Raw genomic sequence first — 24763 nt, forward strand, 5'->3', positions numbered from 1 at the left:
GCTACCCTCGGCGGCCGTAGATTCAGGTTCGGTTCCCGACGCCGGTCAGGGATTTCCGACCAGGAGGCGCGGTGAGCAACCCCATTCCCATCGGCGGCGAGTGCGTCGCGGGATTCGAGGCGGTCCGCGATGCCTTCGTCCGGAACTTCACCGACCGTGATGAGGTCGGTGCGGCCGTGGCGGTCTGGGTCGACGGCGACCTCGCGGTCAACCTGTGGGGCGGGTACGCCGATGCGCACCGCCGCCGGCGCTGGCGGGAGAACACCCTGGCCAGCGTGTTCTCCGGGACCAAGGGTCTGACCAGCACCTGCGTGCACCTGCTCGCCGACCGCGGCGAGCTCGACCTGGACGCGCCGGTGGCCGCCTACTGGCCGGAATTCGGCTGCCACGGCAAGCAGGACATCACCATCGCCTCCGTGCTCGGCCACCGCTCCGGCGTCATCGCGCCGCGCGCTCGGCTGCACTGGAACGACACCACCGACTGGACCCGGGTGTGCGACGAACTCGCCGCGGCCACCCCGTGGTGGACGCCGGGCACCGCGCAGGGCTACCACATGGTCAGCTTCGGCTTCATTCTCGGCGAGGTCGTCCGCCGGGTCACCGGCCGCAGCATCGGGCAGTACCTGCGCACCGAGATCGCCGAGCCGATGGGGATCGATGTCCACATCGGACTGCCGCCCGCCGAGCATCACCGCTGCGCGGACATGATCAACAAGCCCCATATCCGCGACGTGCTGGCCAAGGGACAGGCGCCCAGCGACCCAACCGCCATCGACGAGCACCCGATGGCCGGCCTGTCGATCACCATGGGCTTCGTCCCCGACGACGAGCTGGGGTCCAACGAGCTGACACGTTGGCGCACAGCCGAATTCCCCGGCACCAACGGCCATGTCTCGGCGCTCGGCCTGGCCACGTTCTACAACGGCCTGGCGCAGGAGAAGCTGCTCAGCTACGAGCAGCTGAGCCTCGCGCGGGTCTCGCAGGGTGGCTTCGACACCGATGTGGTGCTGGGCCCCCGGGTGGCCGACCACGGCTGGGGCTTGGGTTACATGCTCAACCAGCGCGGGGTGGCCGGCCCGAACCGGCTCAGTTTCGGGCACGGCGGCTCGGGTGGCTCCTACGGTTTCGTCGACCTGGAGAACCGGATCGGCTACGCCTACGTCATGAATTACTTCGACGCCTCCAAGTGCAACGCCGACCCGCGCAGCACTGCCCTGTCCGACGAGGTCTACCGCGCCATCGGCGTTCTCTGACAGGCAAATTTTCATCCGCGGGCAGACCGCCGGCGGCTCGGTACTGTGGGTGCCATGAATGGTGTGCTCGTAGTGCTCATCCTGGTGGTTGTCGCCGCGATCGCGCTGGCGGTGTGGAGTTCGTCGCGCGCGTCGGGCAATCGCAACGCCGCCACCCTGGCCGACGCGAAGGCCGACGCGCGCCGGGTGATCGAACGCCTCGGCGGTCAGGTGCTCAACCTCAACGGCAGCAACGACGCGTCCACCCAGGCGCTGGCCGACGCTTCGGAGCGGTTCACCGCGGCCTCCTCGCAGATCGAGCAGGCCACCACCACCAAGCAAGCCCAGCTGGCGAAAGAGAGCGCGCTGGAAGGGCTTTACTACGTGCGCGCGGCGCGCACCGCAATGGGCATGGATCCGGGTCCGGAGCTGGAGAGCATCTCCGGGCAGAAGTCGGCGGGCACGGTCACCGAGGACCGCAAGGTTCAGTTCGACGGCCGTGAGATCGAAGCCTCACCGGTGCCCACGCAGCGGACCCCGAACTACTACCCCGGTGGCCGGGTGGCCGGGCGACCGGTGCCGGCCGGCTGGTATTCCGAGCCGTGGTGGAAGACCGCGCTGGTGGCCGGCGCCTGGGGCGTGGGCTCGGTGCTCTTGTTCGACGCGCTGTTCTCCGGGATGCACGGCGTCGGCTACGACGCCTCCGGTTTCGAGAACGGTTACGGCTCCGGCTTCGACCAGGGCTTCGATCAGGGTTACGACCAGGGGCTCGAGGCCGCCGGCCAGGACGGTGGCTGGGGTGGCGACAACGGCGGCGGCTGGGGCGGTGACAGCGGTGGCTGGGCCGACAGCGGCGGCGGCTGGGGCGGCGACGGCGGTGGTCTCGGCGACTTCGGCGGCGGCGACTTCGGCGGGTTCGGCGACTTCTAGAACCGGCTCTGCAGCCTGGCCGTTACACTGGCTTCCTGCAGGTCAAGGCGCTCCAGCATGGTGCGCACGGTCTCCTCGTCCAACTGGCCCTGGTCGCGCTCACCGATCAGTGCGGCCCGCTGGGCGGCCAGCACGTCCCGGTACAGGGTGGAGAACACTTCGGCGCGCAGTGTGTGCGCCTCCGGGTCGGGCATCTCATCGGCGTCCTGCGAGTGCCGGGCGATTCGGTTGCGGATCTCGGTGAGCACGTACGGGTCGAGGCCCTGGGGCGGATTGGCCTCGAACCAGGCCAGCACCTCGTCGGCGGCGCGGTGCACCACCTGCTCGGCCTTGAGCGTCTCCTCACGGTCGTAGGCGTCGTCGGCCTCCCGCGACGACAGCTGCAGCCGACGGATCAGTGGCGGCAGTGTCGAGCCCTGCAGCAACAACGTGCCGACGGCGACGACGAACGCGATGGCCTGGATGGTGGCGCGTTCGGGGAACGGCTCGCCGGTTGCCGTGGTCAGCGGGATACCCGCGGCGGCGGCCAGCGTCACCACCCCGCGCATCCCGGTCCAGGACACCACGACGCTCTCCTGCCAGCTCAGCATCGAGTGGTCGATCATCGAGCGCCACTTGCCTTCCGGTCTGGTCCGTTTTCGCACGCCCAGCGCCCCCCGCCCGCCGCCTTCGGGGATCGGCACCGACAACTTGCGGTCGACGTGCCGGAACAGCATGCGGCGGCCGAACATGACGAACACCGAGAGCGGACGGATCACCAGCACCATGGCCAGCACCAGGGCCGAGGCGACGACGACCTCGGCCAGCGACTCGTGCGCCTCCCGCAGATCCTCGAGCACGAACCGCAGGTGCAACCCGATGTAGGCGAAGACGAACGCCTCCAGGAGCACGTCGACCGAGTGCCAGACATAACGCTCCTGCACCCGGGTCTGGTAACCCGACCGCAGCGTTCCGCTGCCCACCACGAATCCCGCGGCGACCACGGCCAGCACGCCCGAGGCATGCAGCCGTTCGGCGGCGATGAAAGCCGCGAACGGCACCACCAGTCCCTGGATGGTCTCCAGACTCGGGCTGTCGAGCCGGCCGCGGATCCAGAGCGTCACATAGCCCAGGACGGCGCCGACCACCGGACCGACCAGGGCGCTGTAGCCGAACAGCAGGAACGGATCCTCGATGAAGGTGTGGCTGCCGGCCACCTGGGCGACGGCGATCGAGAACAGGGTGAGCGCCGCCGCATCGTTGATCAGGCTCTCGCCGGTGAGGATCGCCATCACCCGTTTCGGCAGACCGAGTTTGCGTCCGACCGCTACCGCGGTGACCGCGTCCGGCGGTGCGACGATGGCGCCCAGCACCAGTGCGGTGCCGAACGTCAGCGGCACCAGGGCGAGCCACGATGACACCGCGGCAACGGTGAAGGCGGAGACCACCACCAGCCCCACCCCGAGTCCCAGGATCGGCCTGATATTGCGGACGAAGGTCGGAAACGAGAAATCCAACGCCGCGGAGTACAGCAGCGGTGGCAGCACCACCGTCAGCAGGATGTGCGAATCCAGTTCGGGCGCTTCGAATCCGGGCAGGAACGATGCCGCGATACCGACGACGACGATCATCAGCGCGGGCTCGAGGCCGCGCCGGTTGGCCATCGCGGAGACCACGATCGCACCCACGACCACGAGAATCAGTTCCATAGGGACATTCTCTCGGCTGGCCTCATACCTGGCAGGTCGGGCACCAGAACAGGTTGCGGCCTTCGAGTTCGGCGGTCCGGATCGGGGTGCCGCACACCCGGCACGGCTCGCCGGCGCGGCGGTACACATAGGTGCGCGGACGGTCGGGACGGTAGGACGGTGCCCCATGGTCGTGCTCGGGACGCACCACCACGATCTTGCCGCGGCGAACGCCGACCTTCATCAGCTCCACCAGGTCGGTCCAGGCCTCGGCGAACTCATCGCCGCCGACGTCGCGGCCGGGACGGTACGGGTCGATGTGGTGACGGAACAACAGTTCGCTGCGGTACACATTGCCCACTCCGGCGATCACCCGCTGGTCCATCAACAGCGCGCCGATCGCCTTGCGAGACTTCGCAATTCGCGCCAGCGCCACGTCCGGTTCAGCGTCGCGGCGCAGCGGGTCGGGCCCCAGCCGATCCAGGATCGCCGACACCTGGGCCTCGTCGACCAGCTCACAGGCCGTCGGGCCGCGCAGGTCGGTCCCGTATTCGGCACCCACGATCCGCATCCGCACCTGCCCCACGGGCAGCGGCATCGGCACCGTCGCCTCGGTGAACGTGCCGTACAGCCCGAGGTGGACGTGCACGATCGGGCCGCCGTCGTAGTGGTGGAACAGGTGCTTGCCCCATACCGAGGCGCGGGTGAACACCCGGCCGTCCACCACGGCGGCATCGGTGAACCTGCCCTGCGGGCTGGACACCGACACCGGCGCGCCGGCGAACCGGCGCTGGTGCAGCCGGGCCAGCCGGTGCAGGGTATGTCCCTCCGGCACCGTTAGGCGCCGGGCACCGGCGGTGGCACGTGGTCGCGTTCGTATTCGGCGAGGATGTCGATGCGACGCTGGTGGCGCGGAGCCTGCGACCACGCCGTGTTCAGGAAGGCGTCGACGATGGCCAGCGCTTCCTCCTCGGTGTGCATCCGGCCGCCGATACCGATCAGCTGGGCGTTGTTGTGCTCGCGGGCCAGGGAGGCGGTCTCGGTGCTCCACGCCAGCGCACAACGAGCACCGGGCACTTTGTTGGCCGCGATCTGCTCGCCGTTGCCCGAGCCGCCGAGCACGATGCCCAGGCTGCCCGGATCGGCCACCGTGGCCACCGCAGCGGCGATGCAGAAGGCCGGGTAGTCGTCGTCGGCGTCGTAGTCGAAGGCGCCGCAGTCGACGGGGTCGTGGCCGGTCTTGCGCAGGTGCTCGATGATGGTCTGTTTCAGTTCGTATCCGGCATGATCGGCGCCGAGGTAGACACGCATGGCCGATACCTTACTGACCAGTCTCAGCCAACGGTGATGGCGTCGAGGCGTTCCTTGATGAACGCTGAGCAGGTGACCGGCGCCAGACCCGCAACCTTGCCCACCGGCGGCTCCAGCGGCGTCACCAGCGCGTCGTGGTTGGCCTCGTAGAAGTAGATCAGCGAGACCAGATCCTCTTCCGGCGCGTGCGGTTGCGGCGGCAGCACCCGATGACGTCCCGACGGCCAGCGATACCCGCTCCAGTACTCCAGCAGATCACCGATGTTGACGGTCAGCGCGGCCGGGTCGTACGGCGCATCGGCCCAGCCTTCGGCCTCGGAAAACACTTGCAGGCCACCGGCTCCCGGCTCGCGATCGAGGATCGTCACGGTGCCGAAGTCGGTGTGCGGCCCGATCCGGAACTGCCCCGGCTCGGGCTCGCCCACCACGCTGACCGGAGGGTAGTGGTTGATGTTCATCGTCCACGTCGGCCGGTCGGCCAGGGTGGCGAACGGATTGCCCGGCAGCAGCAGGGCATGCGACATCAGCGCCAGCAGATCGTCGGCGAGGGCGCGCATCGCCTGGGTGTAGGTACTGACCAGTGCCTCGAGTTCAGGAACCTCGTCGGGCCAGACGTTGGGCGCGAACCAGATCCGGTCCACCTCGGGATCGCCGACGGCGGTCTCCGCCCCAAGGCTGTAGCTCTCCTTGAGGTCTGGCGGCGTTTCGGTGCCCTCGGCGTAGGCGTTGGCCTCCGCGCCGGGGGCGATCCAGCCGTGGCCGCCGACGGTCACCGAGTACCGGCGCTTGAGCTCGTCGGGCAGTGCGAAGAACTCGCGGGCCGCCCCCCGCACCGCCGCGCTCAGCGCCGGATCGATGCCGTGGCCGGTGACCAGGATGAAGCCTGCCTGCTGCAGTCCGGCGTCGAGCTCGGCGGCGACCGCATCGGCCTGCGCTCCCCCGGCCTTCCAGCGGGAGATGTCGACGGTGGCGATCATTCGGCGACTCCGATGTCCTCGTTCCACAGGTGGGGTTTGGCGACGATGAACTCGTTGAGGATGTCGTAGCAGCGGTCGTCGTCGAGCACGGTGACGTTCACGCCGAGTTCGGCCAGTTCCGGGTGGCCCCACACGATGGTCCGGGCATCGCCGATGATCACCGCACCGATGTTGAACTGGCGCACCAGACCGCAGCAGTACCAGCACGGCGATAGCGTGGTCGCCATGATCGTGGACCGGTAGTCGGTCTGACGACCGGCGTTGCGAAACGCCGCCGTCTCGCCGTGGATCGACGGGTCGTCGAGCTGCACCCGCATGTTGTGCCCGCTGCCCAGCAGGGTCCCGTCGGCACTGAAAAGCGCGGCGCCGATCGGGATTCCGCCTTCCGCCAAGCCTTTTCGGGCCTCCTCATAGGCGACGTCGAGCATGTCCTGCGGTGTCATACCGCGGTGCGTTCCGCGGCGATCTTCGATCGGCACAGCACAAGATAACTCGCACCGGCGATCAGGAAGCCGACGAAGAAGGTGATGTCGCCGAGTTGCGGCACCGCCCGTGCGATGAATCCGATGAACTTCTCCTGGTTGGAGAACAGCAGCACCGAGATCACCAGACCGGCCGCGAACGACGCGAACCCACCCCAGTTGGTGTAGCTGCGGTCGTAGAGGAATCCGGCGATCGCCTGTCCGCGGCGCAGGTACTGGTCGGCGAACACCACGCCGAGCCACGGCCCGATCCAGTAGGCGATGATCAACAGGAAGGCCTCGTAGGACGCGGCGGCATCGGCCAGCGCCCACCACGCGATGGCAAAGCCAGCCACTCCGAAGAACACCGTCACCAGCGCGCGGGCGACGTGGTTCGGCAACTTGACCCCGATGGTCACGAAGGCCATCGCCCCGGAATAGATGTTGATGCAGTTGGCGGCGATGGCACCCACCGCGATGGCCAGCAGGGTCGCCTTGGCCAACGGTGAGGCGAGCTCACTGGTGAATGCCTCGGTGGGGTTGTCGGACAGCGCCGGGCCGATGGTCACCGAGGCGGCACCGACGATCTCGAGGATCGCGCAGGACAGGAACAACCCCAGCGAGGCGAACAAGCCGGTGCGCGCGGTGGACACCGAGGCAGGCAGGTAGCGGGTGTAGTCGGCGGCATACGGGGTCCAGCCCGCGGCGTAGCCGAAAGCGGTCCCGACCGTCAGCAGGAAGCCACCCATGCCGCCGACACCACCGCTGACGGCGGGTGCATCGAAGTGCGACTTGGTCAGGATGGCCACCGAGGCCACCGCGAAGACCACCGCCAGGATCGGGAAGGACCAGCGCTCGAAGGCCTGCACCAGGTTGTGCCCGAAGAAGGCGAATCCGGTCTGAACCAGGACCACGATGATCAGGGCGGGCAGCGGGCCGATGTGGAACAGCGTCGCCAGGGCGAAGGCACCGCTGACGCTGTTGGTGGCGAACCAGCCCACCCCGGCGGTGACCGACATCAGCGCGGCCGGGAAGGCGTTGCCCTTGAAGCCGAAGGCCAAGCGGCCCAACACCATCTGCGGCACCCCGTGCAGCGGGCCGCGGGCGGACAGGAAGTAGTGCGCGATGGCGCCCAGCCCGGTACCGAGCACGATCCCGGCGACGGCCTGCCAGAACGTCATCCCGTAGACGGCGACGGCGAGGACACCGACGAAGATCGTCGCGAACTCGAGGTTCGGCGAGGTCCATGTCCAGAACAGCTGACGTGGATGCCCATGCCGGTCGTCGTGGGAGATGAACTCGTTGCCACCGGGCTCGACGGCGACCAGCTTGTCGCGGTAGGTGCCGTCGCTCTGCACGCTCGGTTCAGCCGAGTCAGCCACTGTCATGGACTAAAGGTCGTCCCTGGCGGCCCAACCCGCAACCGGAGCGTGAATTTCAGTCGAATTGCGGGGCTTCCGTGCGAGATCGCTTGAGCTCCCAGAAGTGCGGGTAGGACGCGAAGATCACCGAGGCGTCCCACAGCTTGCCGGCCTCTTCGCCACGCGGGATGCGGGAGAGCACCGGGCCGAAGAATGCGACCCCGTTGACGTGGATGGTCGGGGTGCCGACGTCGTCGCCGACGGCGTCCATGCCGGCGTGGTGGCTCTTGCGCAGGGCGTCGTCATAGCTGGAGTCGGTGGCCGCCTTGGCCAGTTCGGCGGGCAACCCGGCCCGCTCCAGCGACGTGGCGATCACCTCGTCGAAGTTCTTGTTGTCCTCGTTGTGGATCAGCGTGCCCATCGCGGTGTACAGCGGGGCGAGCACTTCGGAGCCGTGGGCCTGCTCGGCGGCGATGGCCACCCGGACCGGCCCCCAGGCCTTCTTCATCATCTCCTGGTACTGCTCGGGCAGGTCACGTCCCTCATTGAGGACCGCCAGGCTCATGACGTGGAAGTTGACGTCGATGTCGCGGACCTTCTCGACCTCGAGGATCCAGCGGGAGGTGATCCAGCACCAGGGACACAGCGGGTCGAACCAGAAATCGGCGCGGGACTTCTCAGACATGCAGACTCCTCCAGGTCAGGGGTATGACGTCGAGCACAACTCATCATCATCGTCGAGTGTTCCCGATCCATATAGGTTGGAACGCGTGCTTCCCAATCTCACTCGCAATGAGGCCATCGAGCGGGCTGCTCTGGTCACCGTCGACAACTACGCGATCGTCCTGGATCTGACCGATTCGGACAAGACGTTCCGGTCGACGACCACCGTGACGTTCGAGGCGCTGCCCGGCTCGGACACCTACATCGACCTGGCCGCCGACGCCGTCCACAGCGCCACTCTCAACGGGCACCCGATCGACGTGTCCGGTTACGACGAGAACACCGGTATCCCGCTGCGCGGGCTGGCGAAGCAGAACACCCTGGTGGTCGAGGCCGACTGCCGCTACTCGAACACCGGTGAGGGCCTGCACCGTTTCGTCGACCCCGTCGACGACGAGGTCTACCTGTACTCGCAGTTCGAAACCGCCGACGCCAAGCGGATGTTCGCCTGTTTCGACCAGCCCGACATCAAGGCCACCTACGACGTCACCGTCACCGCGCCCGCGCACTGGCAGGTGATCTCCAACGGGGCGACGGTGTCCGTTGAAGACGGTAAGCACACCTTCGCCACCACCCCGCGGATGAGCACCTACCTGGTCGCCCTGATCGCCGGACCGTACGCCCGCTGGGACGACGTGTACGCCGACGAGCACGGCGAGATCCCGCTCGGCTTGTTCTGCCGGTCCTCGCTGGCGGAGTTCATGGACGCCGAGCGGTTGTTCACCGAGACCAAACAGGGCTTCGGCTTCTACCACCGCAACTTCGGGGTGCCGTACGCCTTCGGCAAGTACGACCAGCTGTTCGTGCCGGAGTTCAACGCCGGCGCCATGGAGAACGCCGGTGCGGTGACGTTCTTGGAGGACTACGTCTTCCGCTCCAAGGTGACCCGCTACAGCTACGAGCGCCGCGCCGAGACGGTGCTGCACGAGATGGCGCACATGTGGTTCGGCGACCTGGTCACCATGACGTGGTGGGACGATCTGTGGCTCAACGAGTCGTTCGCGACGTTCGCCTCGGTGCTGTGCCAGGCCGAGGCCACCGAGTACACCGAGGCCTGGACCACGTTCGCGAATGTGGAGAAGTCGTGGGCCTACCGGCAGGACCAGCTGCCGTCCACCCACCCGGTGGCCGCCGACATTCCGGACCTGCATGCCGTGGAGGTCAACTTCGACGGCATCACCTACGCCAAGGGCGCCAGCGTGCTCAAGCAGCTGGTGGCCTACGTCGGCCTCGAACACTTCCTGGCCGGGCTGCGCGACTACTTCCAGGCGCACGCCTTCGGCAACGCCACCTTCGACGACCTGCTGGGTGCGCTCGAGAAGGCCTCCGGCCGCGACCTGAGCGACTGGGGCCGCCAGTGGCTCAAGACCACCGGCCTGAACACGCTGCGCGCCGATTTCGACGTCGACGACGCCGGGCGCTTCACCCGTTTCGCGATCACCCAGGGTGGCGCCAAGCCCGGCGCCGGCGAGACCCGGGTGCACCGGCTGGCGGTCGGCATCTACGACAACGACCCGACCACCGGCAAGCTGGTCCGGGTGCACCGCGAGGAGCTCGATGTCTCCGGCGAGATCACCGAAGTTCCAGCGCTGCAGGGTGTTTCGCGCGGGCAGCTGGTTCTGGTCAACGACGACGACCTGACCTACTGCTCGATGCGGCTGGACCCGGAATCGTTGCGGGTCGCCATTGCCCGGATCGCCGACATCGCCGAACCGCTGCCCCGCACGCTGGTGTGGTCGGCGGCCTGGGAGATGACCCGCGACGCCGAGCTCAAGGCCCGTGATTTCGTGGCGCTGGTGATGAGCGGGGTGCAGGCCGAGACCGAGGTCGGGGTGGCCCAGCGGCTGCTGCTGCAGGCGCAGACCGCGCTGAACTCCTATGCCGAGCCGGGCTGGGCCAAGGAGATCGGCTGGCCGGCCTTCGGCGACCGGCTGCTGGATCTGGCCCGCGAGTCTGCCCCGGGCTCCGATCACCAGCTGGCGTTCGTCAATGCGCTGTGCACCTCGGTGTTGTCGCGCAACCATGTCGCGGTCCTGTCAACGCTGCTGGACAACGAGCCGGCCGCGGTCAACCTGCCGGGCCTGGTGATCGACACCGATCTGCGCTGGCGCATCGTGACCGCGCTGGCCGCATCCGGTGATCTCGACGCCGACGGTGCGGCCACACCGTTCATCGATGCCGAGGCGCAGCGCGACCCGACCGCCGCCGGTAAGCGGCAGGCGGCCGCCGCGGCTGCGGCCCGCCCGCAGGCGCAGGTCAAGGAGCAGGCCTGGCAGCAGGTCGTCGAGGACGACACCCTGGCCAACATCACCGCGCGCGCCATCATCGGCGGGTTCGCCCAGCCCGGGCAGGGGGCGGTGCTGGCGCCGTTCACCGCCCGCTACTTCGCGGCGATCCCCGGGGTGTGGGAGCGGCGATCCAGCGAGGTGGCCCAGACCGTGGTGGTGGGGCTGTACCCGTCGTGGGACATCAGCGCCGACGCGTTGGCGGCGGCCGACGAGTTCCTGGCCGGCGAGCTACCCGCCGCACTGCGCCGGCTGGTGCTGGAAGGCCGCGCCGGGGTCGAACGCTCGCTGAACGCGCGCGCCTTCGACGCGAGCTGACGTCGCGCTGAGAAGATCGGGCCATGGCGGCTCCCAACAGTCGGCGAGCCCGCGCGGCGCGCAGGCGTACGCGCCGGGTGAAGGCTGCGGTCAACGACCTCACCGAGGAACAGTGGACGGCGCTCAAAGATGCCTGGAATGGCTGCGCCTACTGCGGGGCCACCGGCACGCCGCTGCAACGTGACTGCGTGATGGCGATATCGCGCGGCGGGCGCTACACCCTGGACAACGTGGTGCCCGCCTGCGCGGCCTGCAATGCCAGCAAGTGCAATGACGAGGTCACCGCGTGGATGCGCCGCAAGCGGCTCGACGAACGGGCGTTCCTGGAGCGCTACGTGGCGATCAGGGCCGCGAGATCCCAGCCGACAACACCCGCACCGCACTGATCAAGCCGTCGATGAGGTTGCCCTCCTGGAACGCACCGGCGGCAGCCGATACACCCAGCGGTGCGGCCGACTCGGCGCCACGGCCGCGCACATCGGCGCCGTAGACCACCTCGATGGCCCGCTGGTCGGGTGAAACAGCAAGCAGCACAGCATTGTTGGGCGTCGGGACGTCGGCGAGCAGTTCCCGGGCCCGGGCCGCGGTGTCGGCACCCAGATCACCGATGTATACCGCGAAGCGAGCCTTGGACTGCCTGGTGCCGTACTTCAGGGCATCGTCGAGGGCTACCAGGTCCTTGATCGGGAACGGGTAGGTCACCGAAGGCACACCGGGTTGCGTCACACCGGAGAGCCGACCGCTGGACGTCACCGCCCAACCGGCCGGCAGATTCGCCGGGTCGACGTGCGCCACCGCCGTGGAATGGTCACCACTTGCCACTTGCGCCACCTCCCACACTCGTCTCGTCCGAACCATGCCCGTGGTGTCCGCCGCCGGGAACGACCTCGTCGACGGCCGCCCACAGGATCGGTTCGTGCGTCCAGGGCTCGGAAAGCTGATAGGTGGCGGGGTGATTGCCCTTGCGGGGCAAGATCAGCGCGGCGAGTATCGCTACCACCAGCAGCGGGATCCCGCCCATCATCGAGTGAATGGCTGCAGTGCTCACGGTTCAAACCGTAGCAGCGTCACGCAGCGCCCTCGTCGAGGTAACGCACCCACGCGGGGTCCAGCTCCTTGACCGTGCACAACAGCCGCCAGTGCTGGCCCTTGGGCGGCGTCGGCACCAAGCGCAGCGTCCAGCCCAACTCGGTCAGCAGCTTGTCGGCCTTGCGGTGATTGCACGCCGCGCACGCCGCGACGCAGTTCTCCCACGAGTGCTCGCCGCCGCGACTGCGCGGCACCACATGGTCGACGGTGTCGGCCTTGGATCCGCAGTACGCGCACCGGAACCGGTCGCGGTGCATGAGCGCGGCCCGGGTCATGGGGATCCGGGCCCGATAAGGCACCCGCACATAGGTCCGCAACCGGATCACCGAGGGCACCGCGATCGCCCGCGACGCCGAATGGATGACGGGTCCACCCGGATCGTCGTGCACGACGTCGGCTTTTCCGCACAAAAGCATGATGACCGCGCGGCGCATCGGCAACGCGGTCAACGGTTCGTAGGTTGAATTCAGCAGCAATACCCGGCGACGTCCCCACACTGAACCGTCAGCCGGGCCGGGTATGTGAGGGTCGGCGTGCAGGCCTGAGCCTGCGAGGGACCCGACGGTCCCCGCCGCGGCTCGGTGGCCGCGGTTCCGGTTGCGCTGCGACATGCGTCCTCCGCGAACCAGTGCACCACGGATCGGCCGCGAGCGCACGGCAATTTGGCCTGTGTTCGCAGGTCGAATCCGTGAACATCGGGTGACGTCGGCTCCGGCCGGGTGCCACGGTCACAATGGTGGGGTGCCCGAAGACCCGCAGACGTTCTACGACGCGGTGGGTGGTGCCGCAACGTTCCGCACGATCGTGTCCCGGTTCTACGAGCTGGTTCGTGAGGACGAGGTGCTGCTGCCGCTGTATCCCGAAGATGAACTCGATGCCGCCGAAGATCGGCTGCGGATGTTCCTGGAGCAGTATTGGGGAGGGCCGCGTACCTACTCCGAGCTGCGCGGACACCCCCGGCTGCGGATGCGCCACGTGCCGTTCACGATCGGGTTCATCGAGCGCGACGCCTGGCTGCGATGCATGCACACCGCGGTGGCCTCGATCGATTCGCAGACCATGGACGACGAGCATCGCCGCGAATTGCTGGCGTATCTGGATATGGCGGCCAACTCGATGGTCAACTCCCCGTTCTGAGCCCGCCGACGCGCTACCGTCGGATCGGGGGTGTGGAAAGGGGGTCAGCCCATGGCACGTCAAGCGCGGGCCGAGGCGACCAGGAAGAAGATCATCGACACCGCAGTCGAGTTGTTCATCGACCTTGGCTACGGCGAGACGGGGCTCGCCGAGATCCTGCAGCGCGCTGATGTCACCAAGGGCGCCTTCTACTACCACTTCGACTCCAAAGAAGCCGTTGCGGCCGCGATCATCGACAGCACGTTCCACACGTTCGCCGAGGTCTCCACGGCCATCATCGAGTCCTCGTCGCCGGCGTTGGAGAACATCATCCGAGCGACGTTCGCCGTCGCCGACCTGACCGGCACCGATCGCACCATTGCCGCAGGCAAGATGCTGGCGCAGTCCTTGACCCAGGTCAGCGACCGCGGTCCGAAGGCGTTCCTGGACTGGACCGCGCTCTTCGTCGGCCAGGTGTGCGAGGCCCTCGGCCGCGACGGCCTCGGCGGCGACCTCAACCCCGAGGATGTCGGCGAAACCATCTGGGTGACCACGCTGGGGTCGCACCTGCTATCCGACGCCATCGGTGACGACGTCCTGGCTCGGCTGGCCCGAATCTGGCGGGTACTGCTCGGCGCGATCGTGCGCCAGGAGTCGCTACCGTACTTCCGCGATTTCGTGGCACGGACCCACCAGGCCTACGCGGATACGCCGATCACGGCACAATGAGAGAGCGTGACCGCTGAACCGAATTGGTGGACGAACGCGATCTTCTATCAGGTCTACCCCCGGTCGTTCGCTGACAGTGACGGCGACGGCGTGGGTGACCTCGACGGTGTGGTGGCCCACCTGGACCATCTCAGCGCACTCGGAGTCGATGCGATCTGGCTGAACCCGGTGATGGTGTCCCCGATGGCCGATCACGGCTATGACGTGGCCGACCCGCGTGATGTGGACCCATTGTTCGGCGGGCTGGGCGCACTGGAGCGCCTGATCAGCGGCGCGCACGAGCGCGGCATCCGGGTGACCATGGATTTGGTGCCCAATCACACCAGCTCCCAGCACAGTTGGTTTCAGGCCGCGCTGGCGGCTGCGCCGGGAAGCCCGGAGCGGGCGCGCTACATCTTCCGCGACTCGGACTCGGACGGCGAGCCGCCGAACAACTGGGTGTCGGTGTTCGGTGGGCCGGCCTGGACCCGGGTGCCCGACGGTCAGTGGTACCTGCACCTGTTCGACTCCGAACAGCCCGATCTCAACTGGGACAACCCCGAGGTGTTCGAGGATCTGGAGAAGACGCTGCGGTTCTGGCTCGACCGCGGGGTCGACGGGTTCCGCATCGACGTCGCACACGGGATGTCCAAGCCGCCGGGGCTGCCGGATATGAGCAATCCCAATGTCGAGATGCTCACGTCGCAGGACGACGATCCCCGGTTCAACCACGAGGGTGTGCATGACATCCACCGGGGCATCCGTTCGGTGCTCGACGACTATCCGCATGCGGTGACGATCGGCGAGATCTGGGTGTTCGACAACGAGGACTTCGCCAAGTATCTGCGGCCGGATGAGTTGCACATGGGCTTCAACTTCCGGTTGGTGCGGGCCGATTTCGACGCGGTCAGCGTGCACGGCGCGATCGAGAATGCCCTGGCGGCAGCCTCTTTAGCGGATGCCAGCCCGACGTGGACGCTGTCCAACCACGACGTGGATCGGGAGGTGAGCCGCTACGGTGGCGGCGCGGTCGGCCTGGCACGGGCCAAGGCGATGGCCATGGTGATGCTGGCGCTGCCCGGAGCGGTGTTCCTCTACAACGGTGAGGAGCTGGGGCTACCGAACGTCGAGCTGCCCGACGAGGTGTTGCAGGACCCGGTGTGGGAACGCTCGGGCCAGACCGAACGGGGCCGCGACGGTTGCCGGGTTCCGCTGCCGTGGTCGGGAACCACTCCCCCGTATGGGTTTTCGTCCAATCCCAACACCTGGTTGCCGATGCCAACGGACTGGGCGACGTTGACGGTACAACATCAGGACGCCGACCCCGACTCCACGCTGGCGCTGTTCCGCACGATCCTCGGATTGCGGCGCAACGCATTCCACGTCACCGAGAACGACGTGGAGTGGCTGGAGCTGGGCTCCGATGTGCTGGCGTTCTTCTCCGGGGGGGTGCTCTGTGTGCTGAACACCTCGGACACGGCGGTGGCACTGCCCGCCGGGACCGTCATCGCCGCCAGCGCACCGACCGACGACGGCCGGCTGCAACCGAATTCGGCGGCCTGGGTCCAACCGGCCTAGCCCGACGAGGACACCACGTTCACCACGGAGGCGATGATCATCGTCCCGAAGACGAAGGACAGCAGGCCGTGGGCAAGGGCGGTCTTGCGCATTCGCCTGCTGGTCAGGTTGGTGTCGGAGATGGCAAAGCTCATGCCGACCGCGAACGCGACGTAGAAGAAGTCGGAATAGCTGGGCCGGTCATGGTCGTCGGGATCGTTGAAGTCGATCCCGCCCGGATGCACGCTGTCGAAGTAGTGCTTGGCGTAGATCAGGGCGAACAGGGTGTGGATGGTCAGCCAGGACAGCACGATCGCACCCACGGCCAGCCAGCCGGCGGCCAGGTCATCGGTGCGGTGCAGCAGAACCCCGACGCCGGCCAGGCTGGCCAGCGCACCACCGAGGATCAGGGTGATGACGGCGACGTGCCCGGGCTGCTCGCTGCCGGCATGGGAGGCGGTGCGCCGATGGTCCATCGGCCACAGCAGGCTCCACGTCCAGCCGGTGAACGTCAGCGCCAGGGCACTCCAGCCGGCCAGCAGCGACAAGGCTCCGGCGCGGTCCCACATCACGGCCGTGACGGCAGCGCCGGCCGCGGTCCCGACCGCGACTCGGGCCACCGGGCGGCCCCAGAAGGGCAGTCTGCCCGTGTTCATCGCAGCACCAGCGCCGGGTCGCCGCGACGGCGGAACACCGACCCGAACCGGGCGTCGATGCGCAGCCACGCCGGTAGCATCCGAACCCGCACGATCTCCTCCGCGGACGGCGACTCCGGCACGAAACCCATTGCGGTCAGGGCAAACACACACCGCATCGGCACTCCGGCCAGCACATCGCCGGAACTGACCTGCAGCACGTCCTGGTCGAGCAGCGAAGCGGGCGGCCCGTGGGCACTGCCCTGATCCCTGGCCAGTTCGGCTCCGCGGCGGGCGAGATCGACCAGCACCGCGGCCGGCACGTCGTCCAGGTGGACGAAGCCGGTGTCCGGCGGCAGCACACCGCGCCAGGCGGAGTCCATCGGGAAGCCGGTGTCGATCTGCCCGGCCGCGTCGGCCTGCTGCAGGCCGCGCGCCAATTGATCTGCGGCACAGGACATATCGGGGGGACTCACCGCACCGGCGACCACCCGCACCGCCAGCACGTCCAGACCGGTACCCACCCAGGCAGCCACCAGCCCGTCGGCACGCTGCCGCAGCCGCACCACCGCCGCCTCGTCCAGGCGCAGTGCCCGTTCGACGAAGGCACCCAGGTCATTGCGCTGCACCGGGTCGGCAATGAGCAGGCTCATCGCAGGTAGCGCTGCAGGTACTCCCGGTGCGTCGGCGAGAGCCGGACCAGTCGCTGCTCCTCGATATGCACCGCCGCCAGTTGAGTTTCGGCGATCACCGCCGGACGGGAATCGGGATCGGCACCGACCGAGCGCACTTCGTAGCCCAGGGTGAAGTCCACCGCCCGCAGCCGTTTGGTCCACATGGTCACCTGCAGCGGTGAATCCACCAGCCGCAGTTGACCTTTGTAGAGCACCTGGACCTCGTGGATGAGCAGGCCGATGGTGGTGATGTCCTCGGCGAAGGGCTCGCGCAGAAAGTCCACCCGCGCCTCTTCCAGGATCGTCACCATGGTGGCGTGGTTGATGTGCTGGTACATGTCGATGTCGGACCAGCGGACGTGCACCCCGGTGGTGAAGCCGTTACCCACTTGTTCCTGTTCCACTCGTCCTGGTCATGCTGCGGATCTGCCGGGCTGCCACCGACAGTGTGGCCAGGTCGCGTTCGTCGTCCTCATAGATCTCGGCCAGGGTACGGCGCGCACGGTCGACCCGCGAACCGTTGGTGTGCTCCCACTCGGCGATCTTCTGCTCACCGGTCTCGTCGGGCTCGCCCACGGCGAGCACGTCGAAGCACAGCGCCCGTAGCGAGCCGTAGATGTCGTCACGAATTGCCAACCGCGCCAAGGCATGCCAGCGGTCATCCCGTGGCAGCCCGGACACCGCCGTCAGCAGCCCGTCGGTGCCCAGATGATCCATCAGCGCGAAGTAGGTGTCGGCCACCTCAGCCGGATCACGTTCCACGATGTCGGCGATGTCGATGACGTCGAGCAGGCTGTAGTGGTACAGCCCGGCGGCCACCGTGTAGGCCAGATCGGCCGGTGCGCCATGCGCGGCGAACTCCGCGGCCTCCTTGTTCACGATGGCCTTGTCGTCGCCACGCAGCCACTCCGGCATCCGCGGTGCCAGCTCGGCCACCGTGGCGGCGAACCGGTTGATCTCGGCTCCGACCGCCAACGGCTGCGGGCGGTAGTTCAGCAGCCAGCGCGAGGCCCGGTCGAGCAATCGGCGCAGATCCAGCGTCATCCGGTCCGAGACGTTGACCGGCAGTCGGGCGTCACGGATCCGCCGCCACGTCTCGCCGATCCCGAAGATGGCGTCGGTGGCACCGAAGGTCCGCACGGCGTCGACGTATCCGACGCCCACGTCCTCGGTGACCCGGTAGGCGTAGGTGATACCGCCGGTGTCCACGACGGTGTTGACCAGCATCGTGGTGACGATCTCGCGACGCAGCTGGTGGTTGCGGATGTCCGGGCCGAAATTGTCGCGCAGCTGGCCCGGGAAGTACAGCGGCAGCCGCGAGGCGAACACATCCTGGTCGGGCAGGTCGCTGGCCAGCACCTCGTCCTTGAGAGCGAGCTTGACGTGGGCCATCAGGGTGGCCAGCTCCGGTGAGGTCAGCCCGAGGCCGACTTCCTGGCGCCTGCGGATCTCCTTGGTCGACGGCAGCGCCTCGAGCTCGCGGTTGAGCGCGCGACGCTCCTCGAGCTCGCGGATCTGGCGGGCGTGCACGTTGAGCATGGCCGCGGCGTTGGCCCGGCTGGTGCCCATCAGATCGTTCTGGTCGATGTTGTCGGTCAGCACCAGCCGGCCCACCTCATCGGTCATCGAGGTGAGCAGTTCGGTGCGGTCGGCCGCACTGACCTTGCCCGCGGTGACCAGCGAGTCGACCAGGATCTTGATGTTGACCTCGTGGTCGGAGCAGTCCACGCCCGCGGAGTTGTCCATGGCGTCGGTGTTGATGCGACCGCCGCACAGGTCGAACTCCACCCGGCCCAGCGAGGTGACGCCCAGGTTGCCGCCTTCGCCGACGACCTTGGCGCGCACCTGGTTTCCGTTGACCCGGATGGTGTCGTTGGCGCGATCACCCACGTCGGCGTCGGACTCCGACTCGGCCTTGATGTAGGTGCCGATGCCGCCGTTGAACAACAGGTCGACGGGCGCCTGCAGGATCGTCTTCATCAATGCCGGCGGCGTCATCTCGGTGACGTCGTCGTCGATGCCCAGCGCCTCGCGCATCTGCGGGCTGATCGGGATGGACTTCTGCTGGCGGCTGAAGACGCCGCCACCCTCGCTGATCAGAGCGGCGTCGTAGTCCTCCCAGCTGGAGCGCGGCAGCTCGAAGAGCCTGCGGCGCTCCTCCCAGGACCTGGCCGCCGCCGGGTTGGGGTCGACGAAGATGTGCCGGTGGTCGAAGGCCGCGATCAGCCGGATGTGGTGGGACAGCAGCATGCCGTTGCCGAAGACGTCGCCACTCATGTCGCCGACGCCGACGACGGTGAAATCCTCGCTCTGGGTGTCCACACCCATCTCGCGGAAGTGCCGTTTGACGGCTTCCCACGCCCCCTTGGCGGTGATGCCCATGGCCTTGTGGTCATAGCCCACCGAGCCGCCGGAGGCGAAGGCGTCGCCGAGCCAGAAGCCGTAGGACTTGGCCACGTCGTTGGCGATGTCGGAGAAGGTGGCGGTGCCCTTGTCGGCGGCCACCACCAGGTAGGCGTCATCGCCGTCGCGGCGCACCACACCGGAGGGAACGACGATCTGGCCGGTGGCGCGGTCGACGTTGTCGGTGACGTCGAGCAGTCCGGCGATGAACAGCCGATAGCAGGCCACGCCGTCGTTGCGGAAGTTGTCGCGGTCGACGGCCGCGTCGCCGGTGGCCGGCGTCGGTTGCTTGACGACGAAGCCGCCCTTGGCGCCGACCGGCACGATGACGGCGTTCTTGACCGCCTGCGCTTTGACCAGCCCCAGGATTTCGGTGCGGAAGTCCTCTCGCCGGTCCGACCAGCGCAGGCCGCCACGGGCGACGTGGCCGAACCGCAGGTGCACGCCCTCCACCCGGGGTGAGTAGACGAAGATCTCGAACTTGGGCCTGGGCAGCGGCAGTTCGTCGATCAGCTGCGGATTGAGCTTGAGCGACAACACATTCTGCGCCCGAGCCGAGTCAGGATCCTCGACGAAGTAGTTGGTCCGCAGGGTGGCCTGGATCATCGAGGCGAAGGCACGCAGCACCCGGTCGGTGTCCAGGCTCACCAGCGCGTCGATGTCGGCGGTGACGGCGTCAGCGGCGGCATGGGCGTCCAGGCCCTTGGCCGCCGAGTCCGGGTCGAACATCGCCTCGAACAGCGCGACCAGGGACGCGGCGGTGCCGGCGTTGTCGTTGAGGACCGTCTCGATGTGCGCCTGGCTGTAGGGAAAAGCCGACTGCCGCAGGTACTTTGCGTAGGCCCGCAACACCGCGACCTGCTGCCAGGTGAGCCCGGCGCGCAGGACCAGTTCGTTGAACCGGTCGATCTCGGCGCGGCCCTGCCAGATCGCGGTGACCGCATCGGAGAAGCGCTGTGCCCTGGCGTCGAATTCCTCGGTGGTGACCGCGTCCGGGATGGAGGCGTCCGGGCGGATCTTGAACTGGTAGATCCACACCTTGAGACCGTCGGGGCGCACCACGGTGAACGGGCGCTCCTCGAGCACCTCGACCCCCATGCACTGCAGCATCGGCAGCAGACGGCTCAGCGTCGCGGTCGAGCCGCCGAGGTACCAGGTGAGGAAGGCGTCGTTTCCGTCGTCACCCGGCTCGAACTGCAGCCGGACCGAATCTTCTTGCAGCCCTTCGATGAAGCCGATGTCGGTGATCGCCTCGACCGGGGTGACGACTTGCTTGAACTCCTCGGGCAGGGCGTCGGCATAGTGTTCGGCCATCGCCTGGTCGATCGAGCCGGTGCGGGCGGCTCCGATCAGCCGATCCCCCCAGGTGCGCAGCGCCTCGGTGAGCAGGGCCTGCACCCGGGTCCGGTTGGCTTCGGAGGTGTCGATCGACTGACGATCCATGTCGGGCAGCCGCACCGTGAAATGCACTACAGCCCAAGGCGATTCGCTGACGCGGGCGGTGTAGTCGATGGATTCGCCACCGAACTCACGGACCAGGATGTCCTGCATGGACAGCCGCACCGCGGTGGTGTAGCGGTCACGCGGGAGGTAGACCAAACCTGACACGAAGTGGCCCAGCTGATCGGCGCGCAGGAACAGCAGGGCGCGCCGGCGCGATCCCAGTTCCACGACGGCGGTGGCCATCGCCAGCATCTGCTGCGCGGTCAGCGAGAACAGTTCCGAGCGCGGGATTGTCTGGATGATGTCGAGCATCAGCTGACCGGGATGGCTCGGGTCACTGGACGTCATGTCCAGGACCTCACGCACCCGGCTCGAGATCAGTGGGATGTCGAGCACGTTGGCACTGGTGGCCGCCACCGTGAACAACCCGACGAAGCGATGCTCAACCGCGCCGGACCCATCCCCCGAGTCGCTTCGCTCCTGCCCGCCGGACCCACGCTCCTCCCGGATCACCACGATGTACGGGTAGGCCCCGTAGCGCAGGAAGCTGGGCATGGTCGCCTGGGCCAGCACCACCAGATCACCCGGCTCGGTGAGCTGAGGCAGCACCTCGGTGCGCAGCCGGGCGACCCCGAGCCGGGTGGACTCCTCGACCGTGGCCTTACCGTCGGCCACTGCGCACAGCTGCGAGCCCAGCAGCACGAAGTGTCCGTCGGCCAGCCAGCGCAGCAGGTCGGCGACATCACCGCGGTCGGCACTCGGGAAGCGGACGCCGGTGTCGCCGTCCATCTCCCTGGCCAGGTTCTGCAGTACCTCACCGAGTGCCTGCGAATCCAAGGCCACCTGCCGGGCGTCGGCGACGACCATCGGGAGCAGCCGCTGCGCCTCGGCCAGCGCCTTGCGGTTCACCGTCGGTGCCAGCTGGACGTGGATCCAGGACTCCGGGAAGCCGTTGGTGAAGTCGGGGTCGGCGGGCTGCGGCTGCACGTCGAGCAGCTCGCCGCTGGCGCTGCGCCGCACCTGGAACACCGGGTTCATCAGCGCCACGTAGGCCACGCCGAGGCGGTGCAGGAGCACCGTGACGGAGTCGAGCAGCATGCTGGCCTGCTCGGTGACGATCTGCAGCGCGGGGCCGAAACCGCCCGGGTCGTCGTTGCTGTAGACCGCGACCAGGGTCTCGGCCGGGGCGCGGCCATGGGCCAGCCGTTCCTGGGCGGCGATCAGCGCCGCCGGTACGACGTGGTTGGCGCCGCCCTGGATCAGCGGCCCGGTGTCGGTGGCATCGACCTCGCTGTGCGGGGCGCCGCCGTGCGGACCGCGGTAGGTCGCCAAGTAGGCCGCGCCCATCGCCGAGGTCTTCTCGTCGAGGGCCGCCTGGCTGAGATGGGTCCATTCGACCGGCAAGTCGAGGCTGGTGGTCCTGGGGTCAACCGTCATACCGGAACTCCTGATCAGCTTGCGAACCCACGCTGGTCCGCAGCCGACCACATTAGTCGCGTGTGAGCCTGCGGTGGGTGACCCGGTGCGGACGGGCCGCGTCGGCACCCAGGCGCTCGACCTTGTTCTCCTCGTAGGCCCCGAAGTTGCCCTCGAACCAGAACCACTTGGCCTCGTTGCTGTCGTCGCCCTCCCACGCCAGGATGTGCGTGCAGGTGCGGTCCAGGAACCAGCGGTCGTGCGAGATCACCACGGCGCAGCCGGGGAAGTTCTCCAGCGCGTTCTCCAGCGAGGACAGCGTCTCGACGTCGAGGTCGTTGGTCGGCTCGTCGAGCAGGATCAGGTTGCCGCCCTCTTTGAGGGTGAGCGCGAGGTTGAGCCGGTTGCGTTCGCCACCGGAGAGCACCCCGGCCGGCTTCTGCTGATCCGGGCCCTTGAACCCGAACGCCGAGACGTAGGCGCGCGACGGGATCTCGTTGTGACCGACCTCGATGTAGTCCAGACCGTCGGAGACGACCTGCCACACCGTCTTGGTCGGATCGATCCCGGCCCGGCTCTGGTCGACATAGCTGAGCTTGACGGTCTCGCCGACCCGCACGGTGCCGCTGTCGGGCGCTTCCAGGCCCACGATGGTCTTGAAGAGGGTGGTCTTGCCGACGCCGTTGGGGCCGATGACGCCGACGATGCCGTTGCGCGGCAGGGTGAAGGACAGGTCCTTGATGAGGGTGCGGCCCTCGAAGCCCTTGTCGAGGTGCTCGACCTCGACCACGACGTTGCCCAGTCGCGGCGGGGCCGGGATCTGGATCTCCTCGAAGTCGAGCTTGCGGGTCTTCTCGGCCTCCGCGACCATCTCCTCGTAGCGGCCCAGGCGGGCCTTGTTCTTGGCCTGCCGGGCCTTGGCGCCCGAGCGCACCCAGGCGAGCTCTTCCTTGAGCCGCTTCTGCAGCTTCTGGTCCTTCTTGCCCTGCACCTCAAGGCGCTCGGCCTTCTTCTCCAGATAGGTCGAGTAGTTGCCCTCGTAGGGGTAAGCCCGGCCGCGGTCGAGTTCGAGGATCCACTCGGCGACGTTGTCCAGGAAGTACCGGTCGTGGGTGACGGCCAGGATGGCGCCCTTGTAGGAGGCCAGGTGCTGTTCGAGCCACAGCACGCTCTCGGCGTCGAGGTGGTTGGTGGGCTCGTCGAGCAGCAGCAGGTCGGGCTTGCTCAGCAGCAGCTTGCACAGCGCCACGCGGCGTTTCTCACCACCGGAGAGGTGGGTCACCGGCTCGTCGGGCGGCGGGCAGCGCAGCGCGTCCATCGCCTGTTCCAGCTGGGAGTCGATGTCCCAGGCGTCCTCGGCGTCCAGTTCTTCCTGGAGCTTGCCCATCTCCTCCATGAGCTCATCGGTGTAGTCGGTGGCCATCAGTTCGGCGACCTCGTTGTACCGGTTGAGCTTGGCCTTGATCGCCACGCCCGCTTCGACGTTCTCGCGGACGGTCTTGGTCTCGTCGAGCACCGGCTCCTGCATGAGGATGCCGACCGACGCACCCGGCGCGAGCAGGGCGTCACCGTTGTTGGCCTGGTCCAGGCCGGCCATGATCTTCAGCACGCTGGACTTACCGGCGCCGTTGGGGCCGACGACGCCGATCTTGGCTCCGGGCAGGAAGGCCAGGGTGACGTCATCGAGGATGACCTTGTCGCCGTGTGCCTTGCGGACCTTCCGCATCGTGTAGATGTATTCGGCCATTGCCGCGGTGTCGCCTTCCGTATGTGCGAATATCTCGCGGACCATCCTAGGCGGCTGGCGACCTCGGCCTCACGGCCGCGCTGGGTCTCCCCGCGCGGCCGCGGCCAGGTTTACACCGACAACGCCATCTCCGGCGCCATCTCCGGTGCGTCGCGGTCCTCCTCGACGGCCTCCCCGAACTCCTCCCCGCTCTCCTCGACGTCGTCGGGGACGGACTCCGCGACCGGCGCCTCGGCGGGCTTGGGCTGGGGCTGCTCGATGCGCACGATCGCGCGGGACAGGTCCGGGCCCACCGCGGTGGCGCGCATCTCCAACGACGACCGCCTCAGACCATCCTTGTCCTCGTACTCGCTGGTGAAGACATCCCCGACGACGATCACCGGGGCTCCCTTGTAGAGGGCGGCCCCCACCCCGGTGACCAGCCGGCCCCAGCAGTTGACGGTGATGAACAGCGAGTTGCCCGGCTCCCAGGTGCCGTCGCCAGTGCGACGGCGCGCGTTGCTGGCCACCCGGAAACTGATCAGTTCCTGGTTGTTGACGATCCTGCGGCGAAGGTCGGTGACGATGCGCCCGACGACGGTGAGATGAGTTTCGAACATGGCTGGGGTCCTTTCGTGGTTGATCACTGGACCTCCAGTGGGCCGCGAACCCCCGACATTCGGGAACGGTCGACGGGCCCATCCGGGTGTGGTTGTGGATGAACTCAGGAC

Annotated in this window: 23 protein-coding genes; 7 read left to right on the forward strand and 16 right to left on the reverse strand. The window is 67.9% G+C overall.

Annotated features, from left to right (window positions below):
• The first annotated feature begins 71 nt into the window (after positions 1–71).
• Both G6N35_RS10355 and G6N35_RS10360 read left to right on the forward strand, forming a co-directional pair.
• A complete protein-coding gene (locus tag G6N35_RS10355; RefSeq protein ID WP_163804177.1) occupies positions 72–1253 on the forward strand; it encodes a serine hydrolase domain-containing protein in 1182 nt (393 codons plus the stop codon).
• 54 nt (positions 1254–1307) lie between these two features.
• Complete coding sequence (locus G6N35_RS10360; RefSeq protein WP_163804178.1) at positions 1308–2162, forward strand: DUF1542 domain-containing protein; 855 nt, start codon at positions 1308–1310, stop codon at positions 2160–2162.
• Here the strand turns inward: G6N35_RS10360 and G6N35_RS10365 are convergent.
• Genes G6N35_RS10365 through G6N35_RS10395 form a run of 7 tightly spaced genes read right to left on the reverse strand, consistent with a single transcriptional unit; the run spans position 2159 to position 8624 of the window.
• The gene (locus G6N35_RS10365; protein WP_163804179.1) at positions 2159–3850 is read right to left on the reverse strand and encodes a cation:proton antiporter; all 1692 of its coding nucleotides are present in this window, start codon (positions 3848–3850) and stop codon (positions 2159–2161) included. The genes G6N35_RS10360 and G6N35_RS10365 overlap by 4 nt on opposite strands.
• A gap of 22 nt (positions 3851–3872) precedes the next feature.
• Complete coding sequence (locus G6N35_RS10370; protein ID WP_163804180.1) at positions 3873–4664, reverse strand: Fpg/Nei family DNA glycosylase; 792 nt, start codon at positions 4662–4664, stop codon at positions 3873–3875.
• Between the two features lie 2 nt (positions 4665–4666).
• The gene (locus tag G6N35_RS10375) at positions 4667–5140 is read right to left on the reverse strand and encodes a ribose-5-phosphate isomerase (protein WP_163804181.1); all 474 of its coding nucleotides are present in this window, start codon (positions 5138–5140) and stop codon (positions 4667–4669) included.
• A gap of 23 nt (positions 5141–5163) precedes the next feature.
• On the reverse strand, positions 5164–6117 hold the full coding sequence (locus G6N35_RS10380; protein ID WP_163804182.1) for an isopenicillin N synthase family dioxygenase: 954 nt from the start codon (positions 6115–6117) through the stop codon (positions 5164–5166).
• Entirely contained in the window at positions 6114–6560 is a 447-nt protein-coding gene (locus G6N35_RS10385; protein WP_163804183.1) for a nucleoside deaminase, read from the reverse strand. Before G6N35_RS10385 ends, G6N35_RS10380 begins: the two co-directional genes overlap by 4 nt.
• Positions 6557–7966 carry a purine-cytosine permease family protein gene (locus G6N35_RS10390; protein ID WP_163804184.1) on the reverse strand — a complete coding sequence of 470 codons (1410 nt, stop codon included), beginning with the start codon at positions 7964–7966 and terminating at the stop codon, positions 6557–6559. Before G6N35_RS10390 ends, G6N35_RS10385 begins: the two co-directional genes overlap by 4 nt.
• Positions 7967–8015: 49 nt before the next feature.
• Positions 8016–8624, reverse strand: coding sequence for a mycothiol-dependent nitroreductase Rv2466c family protein (locus tag G6N35_RS10395; protein WP_163804185.1), 609 nt, complete (start codon positions 8622–8624; stop codon positions 8016–8018).
• Positions 8625–8709: 85 nt separating this feature from the next.
• Here G6N35_RS10395 and pepN point away from each other — a divergent pair, with 85 nt between their 5' ends.
• On the forward strand, positions 8710–11265 hold the full coding sequence (gene pepN / locus G6N35_RS10400) for an aminopeptidase N (RefSeq protein WP_246224270.1): 2556 nt from the start codon (positions 8710–8712) through the stop codon (positions 11263–11265).
• A 23-nt stretch (positions 11266–11288) separates the two neighbouring features.
• Positions 11289–11651, forward strand: a complete 363-nt coding sequence (locus G6N35_RS10405) for an HNH endonuclease (RefSeq protein ID WP_163804187.1) — start codon at positions 11289–11291, stop codon at positions 11649–11651.
• On the opposite strand, the gene G6N35_RS10410 is transcribed toward G6N35_RS10405, so the two are convergent.
• The 3 genes from G6N35_RS10410 to G6N35_RS10420 are packed head-to-tail and all read right to left on the reverse strand — an operon-like array spanning position 11608 to position 12965.
• Positions 11608–12087, reverse strand: coding sequence for a DUF5130 domain-containing protein (locus tag G6N35_RS10410; protein WP_163804188.1), 480 nt, complete (start codon positions 12085–12087; stop codon positions 11608–11610). The two genes, G6N35_RS10405 and G6N35_RS10410, sit on opposite strands and share 44 nt — an antisense overlap.
• Positions 12074–12289 carry an aa3-type cytochrome oxidase subunit CtaJ gene (gene ctaJ, locus G6N35_RS10415; protein WP_163807591.1) on the reverse strand — a complete coding sequence of 72 codons (216 nt, stop codon included), beginning with the start codon at positions 12287–12289 and terminating at the stop codon, positions 12074–12076. Before ctaJ ends, G6N35_RS10410 begins: the two co-directional genes overlap by 14 nt.
• A gap of 43 nt (positions 12290–12332) precedes the next feature.
• Positions 12333–12965: an HNH endonuclease gene (locus G6N35_RS10420; RefSeq protein ID WP_163804189.1), complete on the reverse strand. Its 633-nt coding sequence runs from the start codon at positions 12963–12965 to the stop codon at positions 12333–12335.
• 130 nt (positions 12966–13095) lie between these two features.
• Here G6N35_RS10420 and G6N35_RS10425 point away from each other — a divergent pair, with 130 nt between their 5' ends.
• The 3 genes from G6N35_RS10425 to G6N35_RS10435 are packed head-to-tail and all read left to right on the forward strand — an operon-like array spanning position 13096 to position 15756.
• Positions 13096–13491, forward strand: a complete 396-nt coding sequence (locus G6N35_RS10425; protein WP_163804190.1) for a globin — start codon at positions 13096–13098, stop codon at positions 13489–13491.
• A 51-nt stretch (positions 13492–13542) separates the two neighbouring features.
• Entirely contained in the window at positions 13543–14199 is a 657-nt protein-coding gene (locus G6N35_RS10430) for a TetR family transcriptional regulator (RefSeq protein ID WP_163804191.1), read from the forward strand.
• 6 nt (positions 14200–14205) lie between these two features.
• Positions 14206–15756, forward strand: a complete 1551-nt coding sequence (locus tag G6N35_RS10435; RefSeq protein ID WP_163804192.1) for a glycoside hydrolase family 13 protein — start codon at positions 14206–14208, stop codon at positions 15754–15756.
• Here the strand turns inward: G6N35_RS10435 and G6N35_RS10440 are convergent.
• The 6 genes from G6N35_RS10440 to G6N35_RS10465 all read right to left on the reverse strand — a co-directional run bounded on the left by G6N35_RS10440 (position 15753) and on the right by G6N35_RS10465 (position 24652).
• Positions 15753–16391 (reverse strand): DUF1345 domain-containing protein, encoded by a 639-nt coding sequence (locus tag G6N35_RS10440; RefSeq protein WP_170313123.1) that lies wholly within the window; start codon positions 16389–16391, stop codon positions 15753–15755. The genes G6N35_RS10435 and G6N35_RS10440 overlap by 4 nt on opposite strands.
• Positions 16388–17023: a DUF8010 domain-containing protein gene (locus G6N35_RS10445; protein ID WP_163804193.1), complete on the reverse strand. Its 636-nt coding sequence runs from the start codon at positions 17021–17023 to the stop codon at positions 16388–16390. The genes G6N35_RS10440 and G6N35_RS10445 overlap by 4 nt, the downstream gene beginning before the upstream one ends.
• Positions 17020–17433: an acyl-CoA thioesterase gene (locus G6N35_RS10450; protein WP_163807593.1), complete on the reverse strand. Its 414-nt coding sequence runs from the start codon at positions 17431–17433 to the stop codon at positions 17020–17022. The genes G6N35_RS10445 and G6N35_RS10450 overlap by 4 nt, the downstream gene beginning before the upstream one ends.
• Complete coding sequence (locus G6N35_RS10455) at positions 17426–22327, reverse strand: NAD-glutamate dehydrogenase (protein ID WP_407664543.1); 4902 nt, start codon at positions 22325–22327, stop codon at positions 17426–17428. The genes G6N35_RS10450 and G6N35_RS10455 overlap by 8 nt, the downstream gene beginning before the upstream one ends.
• Positions 22328–22379: 52 nt before the next feature.
• Complete coding sequence (ettA, locus tag G6N35_RS10460) at positions 22380–24053, reverse strand: energy-dependent translational throttle protein EttA (RefSeq protein WP_163804194.1); 1674 nt, start codon at positions 24051–24053, stop codon at positions 22380–22382.
• Between the two features lie 110 nt (positions 24054–24163).
• The gene (locus tag G6N35_RS10465; protein ID WP_163804195.1) at positions 24164–24652 is read right to left on the reverse strand and encodes a single-stranded DNA-binding protein; all 489 of its coding nucleotides are present in this window, start codon (positions 24650–24652) and stop codon (positions 24164–24166) included.
• Between the last annotated feature and the right edge of the window lie 111 nt (positions 24653–24763).

It is taken from the genome of Mycolicibacterium anyangense, assembly GCF_010731855.1.
GTDB classification, from domain to species: Bacteria; Actinomycetota; Actinomycetes; order Mycobacteriales; family Mycobacteriaceae; genus Mycobacterium; species Mycobacterium anyangense.